Genomic DNA, 16,474 nt, shown 5'->3' with positions numbered 1-16,474 from the left:
TTTAATATATTACTTATTTTTATGAATTGGATAAGTTGTATGAAAAACATTCAATTTTCAACAACGAATTCAAATTGACCAATACTTTTTGATGTGATAGATTTAAATTGTAATTAAAATAAACAATTGAGAGGGAAAATATGAACAGTAAAAATTCAAGCTTTGTAATGGTTTTTTCAGCGTTGTCAATAGCAATGAACATTGTATTGGGAACAGTGGTAGGGTTGTTGAATATACCGCTTGTGTTTTTGGACACCATAGGTACAATCTTTACAGCCGCATTGTTTGGACCTTTGTATGGTGCGATTGTCGGATGCCTGACAAACGTTATACAAGGTATTATTACAAACCCGAAGGATATTCCGTTTGCATTGGTAAATATTGCAGTAGGTATAATTGTGGGCCTTGTTTCAAGAAAATGGAAATTTGATTTTAAAACAGCGGTTATAACAGGTCTTATCCTATCGGTAGTATCTCCATTGATAGGAACACCGATAGCTACATATATTTACGGAGGAATAACGGGAGACATTAACGATGTGTTCTTCACATGGCTGGTTCAATCCGGACAGTCTATCTTTACCGCAGCATTCATACCTAGAATTACTAGCAACATAGTTGATAAGATTGCTAGTTGTATTTTGGTTTCATTTCTTTTGAGCAGGCTCCCTAAAAAGTATACGCAGAGGGTTTAGTATGGAAAGAAGCAAAAGAATTGTCTTTGTATCGCACTGCGTGTTAAATCAAAATGCAGTAGTATATCCGCTTGCAAGAGCCAAGGGAGCATATAAGGATATCGTAAAGGAACTTATTGATAGCGATGTTGGAATTCACCAGCTTCCATGTCCTGAATGCAGTCACCTTGGTCTTAAAAGAAAACCAATGACAAAGGATGAATACGATGCTGATGATTACAGGACATTGAACAGAAATTTCGCTTCAGACGCGGTTAAAGAAATAAAGGAATATTTGTCAAATGACTATGAAATAGCCGGCATAATTGGAATTAATGAAAGTCCAACCTGCGGAATTGAAGGAGAACCCGGAATATTCATGGAAGAATTCGAATTGCTGCTTAAACGTGCTGGCATTGCTGTAAAAATGATTGATGTTCCGGCTGATTACCATGATGACACAAAATCTGCGAAATTCATCGATGAACTCAGAAGCCTGTTGGTGAGATGAAGATTATTTATTGTGATTCAATCACTGATAAAGATTTGACGGCTCTTTATAATAATAAAAAAACTGCAAGGAGAGCTGTGATGTCATTATTTGATTTTTTCTTAAAAAATGAAGTTGATCCAAAGGATTTAAAAGATAAGACTCTGGTGGTGAACAAGGCCAGATGCCCGCAAAACCACAAGTGTCCCTCGGTGAGAGCATGTCCTGTGGGAGCACTTACTCAGAACAAATTTGAAGCTCCGAAAATAGATTTGAAAAAGTGTGTAAAATGCGGCAAATGTCTCAGAGTATGCCCCACAGGGGCAATTTCATTCCAATAAAGCAAAAAGCAAAACAGTAAATTCTGTTTTGCTTTTTTATAGGAAGAGTATATTATCTGATGCTTCCCGATGACGGCTTTGATATGTTCTTCAATGCAACCTCGGCATTGTCCGATAATCTTGGTTCTACTGAAATGTCTCCAAGGGATACCATTCCCACAAGACTGTTGTTTTCAACTACTGGAAGTCTTCGAATCTGTTTGTCGCCCATTATTCTGGCAGCTTCATGAACGTCCATTTCAGGTGTGCCAAGTACAGGGTTTGAAGTCATAACGTCACTTACAGATTGTCTGTCGGTGCCCTGACCGGATGCAACTGATCTCAGGGTAATGTCCCTGTCTGTAACTATTCCAACAACCTTTCCCTGATCTGTAACAGGAATTGAGCCTACATTGTACTGCTTCATAAGCTGTGCTGCAGCCTCCACGGAATCACCACAGTCTAAACTAGCAATCTCTCTGGACATAATGTCTCTTAATTTCAAAAAAATCACCTCCGAATTATATGTTTCCCATCCAAAGTGCTTTTATGAAAATCAAATAAATTATGTTAGAAATATTGAATTTACATTTATGTTTGAAAAACGTTTAAAAAGTGTTTAAAATAAATTATGTATTAATTTGTTCAATAATAAATATTTATTTTAAAACATCTTATTAAACATCAAAAAAAACAAATTGGTGTAGAATTGTAGTAAATAAATTATGGAGGGTGAAGTAATGGAGAATACTTCTAAAAAACCAACATTTGCTGTCTCTCTTTTGACAGTGGCGTTCTTATTTGTAGTTATTATTGTCCAGGTGATGGTTGCAGGCAGCCCGGACATCCACATGACTCTGGTGTTTTCAATAACATTTGCCGTACTGCTGCTGATGGCAACAGGAACAAAGTGGTCAGCGATTGAGGACGGTATACTGCATGGATGTAAAATTGCTACGGTTCCCATGCTTATACTTATGTTCATAGGAATGCTCATTCCTGCACTCATAGCATCAGGAACAATTCCGGCATTGATTTACTACGGTCTGAAAATCATCAATCCTAAAGTGTTTCTGCTTACTGCCGCATTAATATGCAGCATAGCATCCATGTGCACAGGAAGCAGCTGGACCACCGGAGGTACTTTCGGCGTGGCATTCATGGGCATAAGCATCGGTCTTGGAATACCGCCGGCAATAACGGCGGGTGCTGTTGTTTCAGGAGCCGTAATAGGCGATAAGCTGTCCCCGCTGTCAGACTCCACCAATCTCGCTGCTGGCGTAAGTGAGGCAAATTTATTTTCACACATACGAAGCATGCTTTACACTACTGTGCCGGCTTACGTGGTTTCGCTTGTGATTTATACGCTTCTGGGCATGAAGTACAGCGCTTCAACCATTGACACGACGGCAGTGGATGCCATACTTGAAGGAATCTCTGCAAATTTTAACGTAACTGCATCATATGCCGCAATAAGCTTAATACCTCTTTTATCGGTAATCGTTATGGCTGTGAAAAAAGTTAATGCACTGGCGGCAATGGTTGTGGCATCACTGATAGCCATGTTTATTGCAATGATAGCCCAGGGTTACAGCATTCTTGAAATGATGGCTTTCATGAACTACGGTTTTGGAATTGATACCGGTGTTGCAGCTGTTGACAAGCTGCTGAACAGAGGCGGCATACAGGCAATGATGTGGACCGTATCTCTGGGATATCTGGGTCTTTCCTACGGAGGAATTCTTGAAAAGACAGGCACTCTTGAAGCACTGCTGAACAAGATGGCAGGACTCACAAGAAATGCCAGGAATCTTATCATTACGCACATTTTGTCTTCAATAGTAGTTAATTTCATTTCTGCAAGCCAATATGTGGCAATAATTATACCAGGCAGGATGTATCTTCCTGCATATATGAAGCTTGGTATCAGAAATGACGTAGCATCAAGAACCTGTGAGGATTCCGGAACAGTCACATCTCCGCTGGTTCCATGGGGACTCTGCGGTGTGTTCTTTACTGGAGCCCTTGGAGTGAGCACCATGGAATACCTTCCCTATGCAATTTTGTGCTATCTTACTCCCGTAGTAGCCATCATATATGCTATTACTGGAAAATTCATTTGGAAAAAAGAAGAAGAAACAACATATATTGCAGCAGACAATGACGCAAAATAATAATGAAGTGGTGCCCTATGTATAAAATCGAAAAGGATCAAACGACCAAATTGCTTATGGATCTTGTTGCCATAGACAGCCCCTATTTTGAAGAAGATAATATCATGAATTTTGTTCTTGAATGGTTTTCAAGTAACCATATGGAAGCGTCCGTTCATGAGTATCATGAGAAAAAAGTCACCGGATTTAAGGGAAAAAACATCATTGTGAATCTAGACAGCAAAAAAAGCGGACCGGTAATCTGCATAAATGGTCATCTTGATACTGTGAAGCTTTGCAGCGGATGGACAACAAATCCCAGAGGTGAAGTCATGGATGACAGGCTTTACGGTGTGGGTGCCCTGGACATGAAGTCCGGATGCGCATCAACCATGGTAGCCTTAAGAGCATTTTATGAAAATCACAGGGATTTCAACGGAAGAATCATTGCCACCTACGTATCCGTAGAAGAAGGACCTTACGGCATGGGAACAAATTCACTGATTGAAGACGGCTATTTGAAGGACGTTGACTTTTCCATAGCGGCAGAACCAAGCGCCGGTTTTACCGGCAACAGTTTCCCTGACATATGCCTGGGTGCAAGAGGAGGCTATGGGCTTGAGGTTGAATTTTTTGGAGTGTCATCCCACGCTGCCACACCTGAACTGGGAATAAATGCTGCTTCGGATGCTGCCAGGTTCATATGCGAGCTTAAAAATGTCCATTATGTTGAAGATCCTCATCTTGGCAGAGGTTCAGCCTGCGTGGTGGCCGTGGAAAGCGACGGAGGCGCATGCAGTGTTCCGGATTATGCCAAGGTACGTCTGTTTTGGCACATAGTCGTTGGAGAAAACGAAAAAACCGTTACGGATGAAATCGATAAGGCAATTGAAAGGGCAGGCATACAATGCAGATACACAATCAAATTCAGGGAGGCTCCCTCAGAGGGGGCAAAGGGGTTTATGCCATACACCATATCAGCTGAAGAGCCTATGACCAGGACATTCACCGAAACCATAAAAGATGTGTGCAGAACAGATCCCAGTGTGTCATATTTTCAAAGCATCGGAGATTTCAATTACCTGGGCACGAGGCTGGGAGCACCGGTGGTTATATTCGGAGCTGCAGGAAGCAACTTTCACGGAAGCAATGAGTATGTGGAATTGGAGTCGGTTTATAAAACTGCTGAGGTAATCTATGCTTTTCTTGAAAGAGTATTGACGAGATGAACGAAGGGAAGGAAACTTCCCTCTTTCTTTATTTTGTACTTAAGTTTAGCAATGGGGTTTTGTTGATGTTATCTTTAAACTGTGCTATAATTTATATAACGTTGCATTTAACAACATCATTTGGAGGAAATCTATGCATGCCGATATTTTAATTAAAAATGGAAGTTGCATGACCATGGAAGGCAAGGAAATTAAAGACTGGGTTGCAATCGGTCAAAGCAGAATCATTGGTGTGGGTACGGAAAATGATTATGACACCCTTTTGGGCGAACATACGGTGGTGCTGGATGCCAGAGGCAACACAGTTGTTCCCGGGTTCATAGACAGCCATTTTCATGTGGTACAGACCGCTCTTGACTCTGTGAGCCTGGATTTGAGCGGCGTCAGTACTCATGATGATGTCGGCGAAAGAATCAGGGAAGCATCAAAGTCTTTCGTGGGAGATTACATAAGGGGAATCCGTCTTGAGGAAGGTCAGTTCGTTGAAAAAAGATTTCCGGATAGAAAGCTGCTGGACAAATATTGCAATGATGTGCCCGTGGTTTTGAATTCACTGGAGTACCAGGTCAGCATGCTGAACACCTGCGCTATGCTGTTTTTTAAAATACCTTTTACTGCAGAAGGTATTGAAACGGATGAACGGCAGATGCCCACAGGCATATTCAGAAAGCAAGCCAACGCCATACTGCGTTCAAACATACTGAAGAACATATCGGACAAAGTTCGGAAGGAAGCGGTTTCGGGAATCATGGAAACCCTTCTCATGAACGGGATAACAACAATCAATGCCATGGAAGGCGGTTTCATGTACAGTGACAAGGATGCTGATTTCGTTTTTGAAAACAGCAGGAATTTTCCCATTGACATGGAATTGTTCTATCAGACCACGGATATTGATAAGATTAAATCAATTGGCTTGAAAAGGCTGGGGGGATGTCTGTACATAGACGGAACGCTGGGCGCCAGGACAGCTGCTTTGTCCTTTGAGTACGCCGATTGTCCGGGAACAATGGGAAGCCTGTGCTTTACCCAGCAGGAAATAAATGAATTTGTAGTCAATTGCTACAGAAACAACCTTCAGCTTTCCCTGTACACCATCGGGGACAGAGCCATAGAAATAGCCCTCAACGCTCACGAAAGTGCTCTTTATCAAACAGGAATAACCGGTTTGAGGCACAGGCTTGAGCATGCGGAGCTTGCCAACGAAAATCAGATCAAACGTGCAAAAGAGCTGGGAATTATTTTTTCCATGCAGCCAACCTATGAGAATTATTGGGGAGGACGTGGAAAAATGTATGAGCAGAGGCTGGGAGAAAGGTACTTGTTGACAAACCCGTTCAGACAAATAGTCGACAATCAGGTTGTAATCTGCGGCGGTTCAGACAGCGACATAACTGAGCCCAGACCGCTTCTGGGAATTCATTCGGCAGTGAACCATCCAGTTGAGCAGCACAGGGTTGATGTTTACGAAGCATTGAAGATGTATACCTGCAACGGTGCCTATGCAATTTTTCAGGAGAAGGAAAAGGGAATGCTTAAACCCGGCTGGCTGGCTGACGTTGTAATTCTTGATGATGATATACTAAAGGCACCGCCTGACAAAATTGAAAAAATAAATGTATGTGTCACCATAAAATCAGGAGAAATTCTGTACAACAGCCTTGGATAAAGATGGGATTATTATGCTGAACATAAATTTTTTAGGGAAATCAACATTTGAATACGATGGGAAAATACTGGGAGACCAACTGGGAAACAAGGCCTCTGCTTTAATATGCCTCCTGGTACTCAACAACAAAAGATATCTGAGCCGGGAGAAAATCATAGGCTACCTTTGGCCTGACAGCAATCAGGAAGCAGCAAAGTACAACCTGAGATACAATCTATGGCTTATCAAGAAATACATAGGAGAAGATGCCGGCGGTAATCTTTTCCTTAAAATTGACAATGACTGCTGCTCCATAAACAGGAATTTTCAGTTCAGTTGCGACATCATCGACATAATGAAATTCAAGCCGGATGAAAAGGATACCATAGAAAGCATACTGAGGCTGAAGAAAATGTTCAGGGGAGACCTGCTGGAGGGGTGCTACTTCAACAAGTGCGATGAGCTTAACAATCTTATCATCTATGAAAGGATAAATTTCGAACAACGAAAGGTAAGAATTCTTAAAAGACTTGCAGAACTTTACGAAAACGATAGACTTTATGAAGAATGTACCGAAGCAATAAATGAGATCCTTGAGGCAGAACCTTATGATGAGGAGATGGTTCTGAAACTCCTGGATATTTATGCCAGAAGCGGAAAAAGGACAGCTGCCATAGCATACTACAACAATTTCTGCAACCGGTTGGGATGCAGCCTCGGCATACCGCCGTCCAGCGAGTTGAGAAACAAGTATAATGAAATAAGACTGTCCCTGTCGGATGATCGTGAAAGTGAAAGCGCAGCTGCTCCATCACCGGAAAGAATGAAAAACAGCGACAGAATCCGGATAGTATCCAGATGCTTGAAAGGTGTGGACTATTTTTGGATTTCGGATGTTGTGGGAAAGATAGCGGACATTGCTGACGAGAAGACGATAAACAGCCTTACAAGGAAGGAACTGCTGGACCTATGCCACATACAGGGAAACATTCTGAAATTTACCGGAAACAAGGTGGATCATGAAAGCGAACACAAAAGGGAAGTGTTGGGAGTCTGCATAATAAATGCCTTTGTTAAGCTTCTGGAAAATTTCTGCCGGGGGAAAAATGTCACTGTAGTTGTTCTGAATCAAAAAAATATGGATGAAGTATCATCCCATGTGCTGGAATATTTAAAAAGCACCCATATACAAGGACTGGATTTCATTGAACAATGAGCTGCCTTCCATATACTGATTGTCACAGGAATGGAGTCAGCTTTTTATATATGTAATAATTTGTAATTTTATGATTTTAGTAATATAATATATGAAACATTAATGTATGGGAGGCAAAAGATGAAAGATGGCAAGAAGGCCGTTTACTACATCTGCGATGATAAAAACTGGGGACATGTAAGCGGTCTTGTTTGGGAAATATTAAATGAAGAAGGTTATTTGAATCCTGCGGGGTTTTCGTTTGGCGGAAGAGAGGTTATGAAACATGCAGACTCAAAGGGCAACGAGTTTTATTTTGCGCCCAGCGACACTGCCGTTTGTCTTGACTACCCAAGGTTTCTGCCGGACATGAACAGGTATTTCAAGGATTTTGACATGTCGGGGATGGTAACCTGGCACGAAGGAGCCAATTCTCCCGATAAGGTACTGACTGTTCACACAATCGGTGATGTTCCTTCGGGGTGTTTTGGACCTGCCAATCCGCTTTACAATCATAATCTTGTGTGGGCCATGGAAAAGCTGAGGAAGGAAGCTGAGCTTTCTGATTTCAGCGTTGTGACTGAGGCAACCCATTGGTCCGGAGCACATGACGGGTTTGGGGATCCACAACTTATCCTTCAATATCCTGTTCCCATGGTTGACATCGAGGTCGGAAGCCAGGAAGAAAGCTGGAATAATCGTGATGCATGCAGGGTGCTGGCTCGTTCACTAGTGCATGTGTTTGATGAGGATGTGAAAATCAAGAGCCTTTTGTGCGTAGGGGGAGTGCATTTCGAACAGAACTTTGCTGAAGCCGCACATACAGTTTGGGATGGAGGGAGTACATTTTTCGGCGTTTCCCACATCATTGCAAATCAATGGCTCGTTTCAGGAGAATATGAAAACGACAACGGCATAAAAAGGCTGTCCAGTTGTATAGAATCAATAGCAGGAGGAATAGACGCAATAGTTTTTCACGATAAGCTCAAGGGTTGTTACAAGGATGTGGTCAGGAGCCTCGGAGAAAAATACAATGTACCCATTTTAAAACACCATGCTCTCAGGAATCCTGAAAACATCAGCTGGAACAAGTGATTACTGCTTTACTGCGCAGCAAAACTTTGCGTCTACGGCGCACATGCATTCGCTGTGGGCAAAATGATTGTTGATGAAACTGTAAAACAATGATATAATTGAACAATATATTCTGGACCGGTGAAATGTTGAAATACAAATATCAATATGTCACGAAGAATTAATCAATAAATTTGTCAGGAGGCAACTATGAAAATTGAAACACAACTTCTTCATGAAGGTTATCATCCTCAAAACGGCGAGCCGAGAGCGCTTCCCATATACCAGAGCACTACGTACAAGTACGATTCATCGGAACACATAGGAAAACTTTTTGACCTTTCTGCAGAAGGCCACATGTATTCCAGAATTTCAAATCCCACAGTTGCCTGCGTCGAAGCAAAGATTGCAGCTCTTGAAGGCGGTGTGGGAGCCATGTGCACCACCTCTGGACAGGCAGCTTCGCTTATATGCCTTTTAAACATACTCAAATCCGGAGACCACTTCATAAGCGTTTCAACAATCTATGGCGGTACAATCAACCTGTTTGCCGTAACATTGAAAAGATTCGGCATTGAGTGTTCATTTGTAAGCACCGATGCAGCTGAAGAGGAAATCCAAAGGCATTTTCGGGAAAACACCAGGGCTGTGTTTGGAGAGACCATTGCAAATCCTGCTCTATCCGTATTTGATATCGAAAAGTTTGCGACCATCGCTCACAAAAACAATGTTCCTCTCATAGTGGACAATACTTTTGCAACACCTGTTCTGTGCAGGCCTTTTGAGTTCGGTGCTGACATAGTGGTGCATTCCACCACGAAGTACATGGACGGCCATGCGGTGCAGCTGGGAGGTGTGATTGTGGACAGCGGAAACTTCGACTGGACGAACGGTAAGTTTCCAGAATTCACTGAACCTGACGAGTCATATCACGGAGTGGTGTACACAAGGGACTTCGGCAGGGCTGCATACATTGCCAAATCAAGGGTTCAGCTCATGAGGGACATCGGAGCCTATCCGTCTGCAAACGCTGCGTTTTTACTTAATCTCGGACTTGAAACGCTGGCAGTGAGAATGGAAAGACACTGCAGCAACGCACAGAAGGTTGCAGAATACCTAAGCAAATCAGAAAAGATTGAGTTCGTTAACTATCCGGGCCTTAAAACGGACAAGTACTACCAGCTGGCCCAAAAATATGTTCCAATGGGAGCAAGCGGCGTGATTTCCTTCTCAATAAAGGGAAGCAGGGAAAATGCCGTTAAATTCATTGACTCCTTAAAGCTGGCATCAAACGAGGTTCATGTGGCAGACATACGTACGTGTGTTCTTCATCCTGCCAGCTCCACCCACAGGCAGCTTTCTGACGGCCAGCTGGCTGCAGCAGGCATAACACCGGGGCTGGTAAGATTCTCCGTTGGTATTGAGAACATAGACGACATTCTGGAAGACATCGAACAGGCAATGTCAAACGTGCAATAAAGAATGCATCACGTCGTTCTTAGGAATAAAAAAGAGCGGAAGTCATATGACTTCCGCTCTTTCGTTGTCGTCAAGCTTGTTTGACGATTTGTACAATGCCCTCAGTGCAGAAAAAATTCTTTTGCAGCTTACGTCTGCTATGCCGTTCCTCTCAAGGTTCAAGTCTATGATGACACTGATTTTGCTGGTTTTGTTCTGCAAAACAACATTCACGTTCCATGGTGTTTCAAGTATGACTTGCCTGTCGTATTCGAATTTTTCGCGGCTTTTGTACTTTGTATCTTCAAACTGCATTGCTTCGATATCTCTAATGAGCTGAGGAACTTCCTTTTCATCCAGAACAATCTGCACAAGCTTCTTCTGCTTATCAACTCCGTTTATTTCTCTCATATGTTCTCCTTTTCGGTTGTTGCCGGTTTTTTATATTTTACCACAATCCAGGTCGTTTTCAATTTATTTATTTTAAAAATATTGAATTCAATCCATTGGAACGCTACGTTTCAAACCCGTCAATCGGGGTATAACTTTCTTAGGAATTGACGTATTCGGCGGCAGAAAGTATTCCAAAGAAAAATTATTAGTAAGGAGGAGCTATGAAAAAACGAATTTTTTCACTGACACTGGCGTTGCTGCTGGTTCTGTCCGCCGCTGTGCCCGGAGGCGCTGCAGTAAAGCCTGAGAAAACCAAAGATCAGATACTGGATGATTTTGAACTGAAAAGCAGCGGGAAACTTAAATATTACGAACAGGACGGACATGTGTTCATAAGCGGTGTCTTGAGCGGAAAAAGAAATTCCTCCATGAAAGATGCCCACGCTTTCCTTGATGAAAACGAAGCTCTGTTTAAAATTGAGGATGCCATGAAGGGATTTAAACCGGATGAGATAAAGAAGGATGAAAATGGGCACACGTTTGTATCATTCAAACAAAAAATAAAAGGAATCGAAGTGCTTAACAGTGAAATAATCGTTCACTATGACGGCATGGGAGTGATTGTAGGCATAAACGGAAACTACAGAGCTGAGAAGGAAGTAGAAAAACCCGGAAGCCTGAACATAAGCAAGAAAGAAGCCATCAAGAAGGCAAAAAGCCTTTTTGACTATCAAGAGCTTGGTTTTGAACCTGATGCTGAAAAAGTGATACTGGAAAAGGATGGGAATCTTTATGAAGCGTACATGGTAAACATTTATTACTTCGGACAGGAAGTGGGAAACTATGATGTGTATGTAGAAACAAGTTCCGGTGAAGTGATTGAAATAGAGGACAACATAAGATACGACGGCCATATTGTGGGACAAGGAGTCAATGTGTCCGGCAGCATTGTTGACCTTAACCTTTACCAATCCGGGTCAAGTTATTACATGAGAGACATTGTACCGGCAGACCCCACTGAAATAAAGACGTTCACAATGAACAACAAAACCAGCATAGGTTACCTCATCTATACAACTGAAAATCCGCCTTACTTTGCTGACGAGCCTGCAGGCGTAAGCGCACACTATGGAGCCGGGGCGGTGTATGATTTTTACAATGAGATGTTCAACAGAAACAGCCTCGACGGAAACGGCATGACCATCAAATCGTTTGTTCATTACAAGACCAGCTACAACAACGCTTTCTGGGACGGTTACGAGATGGTGTACGGTGACGGAGACGGTGTTCAGTTCACATATTTCAGCGGCGATCTGGATGTGGTTGCCCATGAAATGACACATGGTGTCACTGACTATGAGGCAGATCTGGTCTACAAGGACCAGTCCGGAGCTCTCAACGAGTCCATGTCTGATGTTTTCGGCGTGCTTGTTGAGACTTACGATGAGGCCGGAGGAGATAAAAGCAAATGGAGCTTCAATGCTGAAGACTGGGTTGTGGGAGATGAGATATATACACCCAATATTCCGGGAGATTACTTGAGGAGCCTAGCAAATCCCAGCAGAGACCATATGGATGAATATCTTTACACAACCCAGGATTACGGCGGTGTTCATACCAACTGCGGAATTCCCAACAAGGCGGCATTTTTGATTGCTCAGTCCATAGGCATGGAAAAGACAGCGAAAATATATTACAAGGCTCTGACAGACATAATGACACCAGAGACTGATTTTGCCATGGCATACTTAAGCCTGAGGGATGCGGCAGCAGCTCTTGGTTACGGTGATGACGTCTCTTCAGCCATCAAATATGCCTTTGAGCAGGTGGGAATCAAGGAAAGCATGGTTCAGGAAACAAGCATAGCGGTATCTCCTGAAACGCTGAATCTTATTGTCAAGCAGAAAGCACAGCTTACTGCAGTAACAGTGCCGTCAAATTCGGTTGTAACCTGGAAGAGCAGCAACAATAAGGTTGCTGTGGTGGATTCATCAGGCATGGTAACCGCAAAAGGTGCCGGAATGGCTTCAATAACCGCTTCGCTGCCCGACGGGAAATCGGCAGTCTGCACAGTCTATGTGACAAGAAAATAATTTCGGTAGGCACCGCTGGGCGGTGCCTTTTTTGATTAAACAAATCATTAGTGGGTAAATAGTAATTATAATTGCTGTAAACCATGAATAGATGATGTATAATATGTACAAGGCAAGAAAACATATAATATAACAAAGAGGTGAAGGAAATGGCAAACAAGAACATAAAAAAGGAAGAAAAGAAGAAAAAGAAAAAATCCGATGATGAAACGTACACAGGCATCACTTATGAAAGACCGGTTATGACACAGCCGGAACTGGTAACCAAAAAGAAGAAAACAAAATAAAAAAATAATAGTTAGGAAATAATATACCGGCAACAGGAGGTAATGATGAATATTCTTAACAGGTCCCTGACTCAATTTATAAAAACTGCAATGAAGGCATTTCAGACTTTTCCCGCTGCCATTGCAAACGCAATTGCTTTCTCCCTTTTACAATTGTGAGGATCCACCTTGACTGGCAGGAACAGGAAGCTTACAACTTTCTTTTCAACTGCCTGCACTGGTCTTTTGCCCTGGGAGCAATATTCAGCCTTGATTCAATAACAGCTGCTAAGAGCAGGTACGGGGACAGGAAGTCTTTTGTCACAGCAAATATTACGGGAGCTGCAGCTGCGGCAGTGACTTTTCTGCTGCTTTATTTTCTGGCAGGGGAGAATCCGGAGGATACCTATCTTCGTTACAAAACGATATCATTTATTGCGTCAGCAAGGGTGTCTGCTGCAATTTTCGTGAGCTTTCTGACATTTGTGGTGCTGGCCGGGTATCAGAATGATACGTCTGATTTTGCTTCTTCGTTATTCATGACCCACAAGGCATTTTTCATTGCTCTGATTTACGGCATAGTTATCATGAGCGGAACTTCCGGAGTTGCAGGGGCTGTGAGAGCCTTGCTTTACAAGGGGATGAGCAGCAAGGTCTACATGTACATAGGCACAGTCTCAGGATTTCTGGCCTTCACTATATTTACCGGATATTTTCCGGACTTCACCAAAGGTGTCACCGACGATCACCGTGCAGTTGCACAAAAGCAGCCGAGATTTGTGGAGGTGTTGTTTCAGTACATAATGGTTCCAATAGTGCTGGCCATGACGGTAGTGTTGGTGCTTTGGGCAGGAAAGACAATGCTTGGAGGCATGAAGGCGAATTTTGTAAGGCTGTCGGCCATAGCCACATCGTACGCAATAGGCGGAATATGGCTTCACATAATGGTAACACACAATGATACCGGACCTGCCGGATTCTATAGGAAGGTTTATCCCGTAACTGCTATTTTTATACTGGCTTTTGAAGCCTGGGCATTTGTAATCCAGCTTCAGAAGTACGGGCTCAAGACTACTGAATACAATTTTATAATAGTATGGATTGTTGCTCTGGTAGCTGCCGTGCTCCTTATTGCCAAAAAGCAGAAGGCACATCACATAATTGTTGCATCAGCCTGCGCTGCAGCCATAATTGCCGTTTTTCCGGCAGTTGGCTTCTATGACCTTCCGGTTTCTGCCCAGGTAAACAGGCTTGAACATTTGCTCCAAAGCCAGGGAATGCTTGAAAATGACAAAATAATTCCTGCAAAAGAAGAGCCGGAAAAGGAAGTAAGAGAAAAAATAACTGATGCAGTGAGCTTTTTAACAAGTCACCAGAACAAAAAACTACCTGCATGGTTTGAGAAAAATTTGATGAACAGCAGCAAGTTCAGCACCATAATGGGATTTGAGCAGACATGGCCAGAGTCTGATGATTATTACGGGGAGACGCCGGGGGATTACATGAGCATTAATTTGTACCTGGAGCCTTCAGCTGTTGACATCATCGGCTACAAATGGGCTGTAAACCTTCAGGACTACAGTGAAAAAGGAACCGGTGAAGGAATAAGTCTTGACGGCGTAAGAGGTACATACGAAATCTTCTGGACAATTAACCAGCAAAGCAACATACCTTCTCTGGAAATAACGCTGGATGACCGCACAATCATTGAAAATGACATGAATGATTACATTGACAGGATAACCTCTAAATATCCTCCTCAAAACTCGAAGTTCAATAAGGCAACTCTTGAGGATATGAGTCTTGAGCTTGAATCTCCGGAAATCACAGTGCTGCTTGTTTTCAGAAACATTGACGTCAATGTTAATGTCAAGGAAGATCAGATAAGCTACTTCCTGTACCTGGAAGCAATGTACATCAGGGAAAAGTGATTAATTGGAAATGCCGGCTGATTTAAAGAAATATAAAAATGCCGCTTACATCTGAGCAGATGAAAGCGGCATTTTTACTCTGGAACTTTTACGCAGCTAAGCTGCAGCATAATCAATATTTCCCAACGGGAGGCTTCACGTAGTCCGGCAGCGGGCATTGGTAAGCTCCTCCGTTTTGTTTTTGAACTGCTTTTTTTGCTTCTTCAATTACATCGGGCCTTTGCATGGTGCGTATGGCTGCAAGAGCCATGACCTTTGCGGCAGTCACGAGCCCCTTGTTTCCTATGGAACTGTTGGACTGCCCTGTCATTTGCCATGTGTGGCCAACATTGCCGATGCATGCGGTTGCAATGTTGAAGTTGACCGTAGGCACGGCATAGCACACATCTCCAACGTCCGTGGAACCTGATTTGTACTTTTTGTTCTTTTCATAATAGGGGTGGACAATGCTGTCAAGAGGTTTTTCAAGCACTTCATCTATTGTTTCTTCGCCGTAGGTTTCTGTTGTTTCCTCCCTGATGCTTTCCAAAGTGTTTTCGTTGTAGGATGAAAGATACATCCTGGCCAGTCTGTAATCCTGCTCATCCCAATGAGGCGCTCCCACTTCCTGGAGGCACTCATCCGCAATTTTTGCAAGGGCTGGGTTGGTTATGTAGTCGGAAAACGCCATAGTTACTTCGTAGGACATTTCCGTTTCAGTCATGAGCGCAGCGCCTTTCGCAACATTTACAACTCTCTGGAAGAGTTCCTTTACCTGCTTCACCTTCGGTGAGCGAACTTCGTACTTTATTAGGGAATGGTCCTGAACAACATTTGGAGCTGATCCGCCTGCATCCACATAAGCGTAATGCACCCTTGCCTGGTCAATCATGTGTTCCCTTAGGTAGTTGACTCCCACGCTCATGAGCTCGGCAGCATCAAGAGCGCTTCTGCCCAGGTGAGGAGCTCCTCCCGCATGGGCAGTAAGCCCTTTAAACTCGAAATTTGCTCCCATTATGGCAACCGAGCGGTCGGATTGAACTTCGTTTTTTGTGGCCGGGTGCCATGTGTACACGAAGTCCACGCCGTCAAAGAGGCCTGCCCGGGCCATGAACTGCTTCGCCCCCGCTCCTTCTTCTGCGGCACAGCCGTAATAGATCACTGTTCCCTGCAGGTTGTTTTCTTTCAGGTATTCCTTTGCTGCAACGGCAGCTCCAAGTGATCCCGCACCAAGCAGGTTGTGACCGCAGCCGTGTCCCGGTGCGCCTTCTTTTATGGGACACTTACGGGGATTGCCTCCTTCCTGGCTTAGGATGTCAAGGGCGTCGTACTCCCCAAGGAAACCGAACACAGGACTTCCTTCTCCGATGACAGCCGTGAACGCAGTAGGTATGTCGGCAACTCCGGTTGTAACTTTGAAGCCTTCGCCTTCCAGCACGTTTTTTAAAAGTTCGGCGGATTTTGCTTCTGCATAGGGAAGCTCGGCATAATTCCAAATCTTTGTACTTACATCAATTAAAAGTTCTTTTTTGTTTTCTATCACTTTATTAATAAAATCAAAATCTGTCACT

General features: G+C 43.2%; 15 protein-coding genes. 12 read left to right on the top strand and 3 right to left on the bottom strand.

From position 1 onward, the window contains the following. Nucleotides 1-140 precede the first annotated feature (140 nt). The 3 genes from AAGU76_RS05530 to AAGU76_RS05520 all read left to right on the top strand — a co-directional run bounded on the left by AAGU76_RS05530 (nt 141) and on the right by AAGU76_RS05520 (nt 1,505). Nucleotides 141-695, top strand: coding sequence for a CD3073 family putative ECF transporter S component (locus tag AAGU76_RS05530; RefSeq protein ID WP_342484445.1), 555 nt, complete (start codon nt 141-143; stop codon nt 693-695). Nucleotide 696: 1 nt separating this feature from the next. Further along, a complete protein-coding gene (locus tag AAGU76_RS05525; RefSeq protein ID WP_342484444.1) occupies nt 697-1,185 on the top strand; it encodes a CD3072 family TudS-related putative desulfidase in 489 nt (162 codons plus the stop codon). An 80-nt stretch (nt 1,186-1,265) separates the two neighbouring features. Then, nucleotides 1,266-1,505: a 4Fe-4S binding protein gene (locus tag AAGU76_RS05520; protein WP_342484443.1), complete on the top strand. Its 240-nt coding sequence runs from the start codon at nt 1,266-1,268 to the stop codon at nt 1,503-1,505. A gap of 52 nt (nt 1,506-1,557) precedes the next feature. Here AAGU76_RS05520 and AAGU76_RS05515 read toward each other — a convergent pair whose 3' ends face one another. Continuing rightward, the gene (locus AAGU76_RS05515; protein WP_342484442.1) at nt 1,558-1,989 is read right to left on the bottom strand and encodes a CBS domain-containing protein; all 432 of its coding nucleotides are present in this window, start codon (nt 1,987-1,989) and stop codon (nt 1,558-1,560) included. Between the two features lie 235 nt (nt 1,990-2,224). On the opposite strand from AAGU76_RS05515, the gene nhaC reads away from it, so the two are divergent. The 6 genes from nhaC to AAGU76_RS05485 all read left to right on the top strand — a co-directional run bounded on the left by nhaC (nt 2,225) and on the right by AAGU76_RS05485 (nt 10,262). Further along, nucleotides 2,225-3,658, top strand: coding sequence for a Na+/H+ antiporter NhaC (nhaC, locus tag AAGU76_RS05510; protein ID WP_342484441.1), 1,434 nt, complete (start codon nt 2,225-2,227; stop codon nt 3,656-3,658). A 17-nt stretch (nt 3,659-3,675) separates the two neighbouring features. Then, the gene (locus tag AAGU76_RS05505) at nt 3,676-4,866 is read left to right on the top strand and encodes a M20/M25/M40 family metallo-hydrolase (protein WP_342484440.1); all 1,191 of its coding nucleotides are present in this window, start codon (nt 3,676-3,678) and stop codon (nt 4,864-4,866) included. A gap of 133 nt (nt 4,867-4,999) precedes the next feature. Further along, on the top strand, nt 5,000-6,535 hold the full coding sequence (locus AAGU76_RS05500; protein WP_342484439.1) for an amidohydrolase: 1,536 nt from the start codon (nt 5,000-5,002) through the stop codon (nt 6,533-6,535). Between the two features lie 13 nt (nt 6,536-6,548). Beyond that, nucleotides 6,549-7,730 carry a BTAD domain-containing putative transcriptional regulator gene (locus tag AAGU76_RS05495; RefSeq protein ID WP_342484438.1) on the top strand — a complete coding sequence of 394 codons (1,182 nt, stop codon included), beginning with the start codon at nt 6,549-6,551 and terminating at the stop codon, nt 7,728-7,730. A 120-nt stretch (nt 7,731-7,850) separates the two neighbouring features. Next, nucleotides 7,851-8,804, top strand: coding sequence for a D-aminoacyl-tRNA deacylase (locus tag AAGU76_RS05490; RefSeq protein WP_342484437.1), 954 nt, complete (start codon nt 7,851-7,853; stop codon nt 8,802-8,804). 189 nt (nt 8,805-8,993) lie between these two features. Further along, entirely contained in the window at nt 8,994-10,262 is a 1,269-nt protein-coding gene (locus AAGU76_RS05485) for a PLP-dependent transferase (protein ID WP_342484436.1), read from the top strand. A gap of 42 nt (nt 10,263-10,304) precedes the next feature. On the opposite strand, the gene AAGU76_RS05480 is transcribed toward AAGU76_RS05485, so the two are convergent. Next, nucleotides 10,305-10,652, bottom strand: a complete 348-nt coding sequence (locus tag AAGU76_RS05480; RefSeq protein ID WP_342484435.1) for a hypothetical protein — start codon at nt 10,650-10,652, stop codon at nt 10,305-10,307. A 203-nt stretch (nt 10,653-10,855) separates the two neighbouring features. Here AAGU76_RS05480 and AAGU76_RS05475 point away from each other — a divergent pair, with 203 nt between their 5' ends. The 3 genes from AAGU76_RS05475 to AAGU76_RS05465 all read left to right on the top strand — a co-directional run bounded on the left by AAGU76_RS05475 (nt 10,856) and on the right by AAGU76_RS05465 (nt 14,924). Then, nucleotides 10,856-12,727 (top strand): M4 family metallopeptidase, encoded by a 1,872-nt coding sequence (locus AAGU76_RS05475; protein WP_342484434.1) that lies wholly within the window; start codon nt 10,856-10,858, stop codon nt 12,725-12,727. Nucleotides 12,728-12,876: 149 nt separating this feature from the next. Then, nucleotides 12,877-13,014 (top strand): hypothetical protein, encoded by a 138-nt coding sequence (locus AAGU76_RS05470; RefSeq protein ID WP_342484433.1) that lies wholly within the window; start codon nt 12,877-12,879, stop codon nt 13,012-13,014. 155 nt (nt 13,015-13,169) lie between these two features. After that, nucleotides 13,170-14,924, top strand: coding sequence for a DUF4153 domain-containing protein (locus AAGU76_RS05465; RefSeq protein ID WP_342484432.1), 1,755 nt, complete (start codon nt 13,170-13,172; stop codon nt 14,922-14,924). 112 nt (nt 14,925-15,036) lie between these two features. On the opposite strand, the gene AAGU76_RS05460 is transcribed toward AAGU76_RS05465, so the two are convergent. Next, entirely contained in the window at nt 15,037-16,473 is a 1,437-nt protein-coding gene (locus AAGU76_RS05460; RefSeq protein WP_342484431.1) for an amidohydrolase, read from the bottom strand. Between the last annotated feature and the right edge of the window lies 1 nt (nt 16,474).

It is taken from the genome of Sedimentibacter sp. (genome assembly GCF_038562225.1).
Classification (GTDB): Bacteria; Bacillota; Clostridia; order Tissierellales; family Sedimentibacteraceae; genus Sedimentibacter.
Note: the sequence above shows the minus strand (reverse complement) of the source record. Positions and strands in the feature narration are given on the sequence as shown.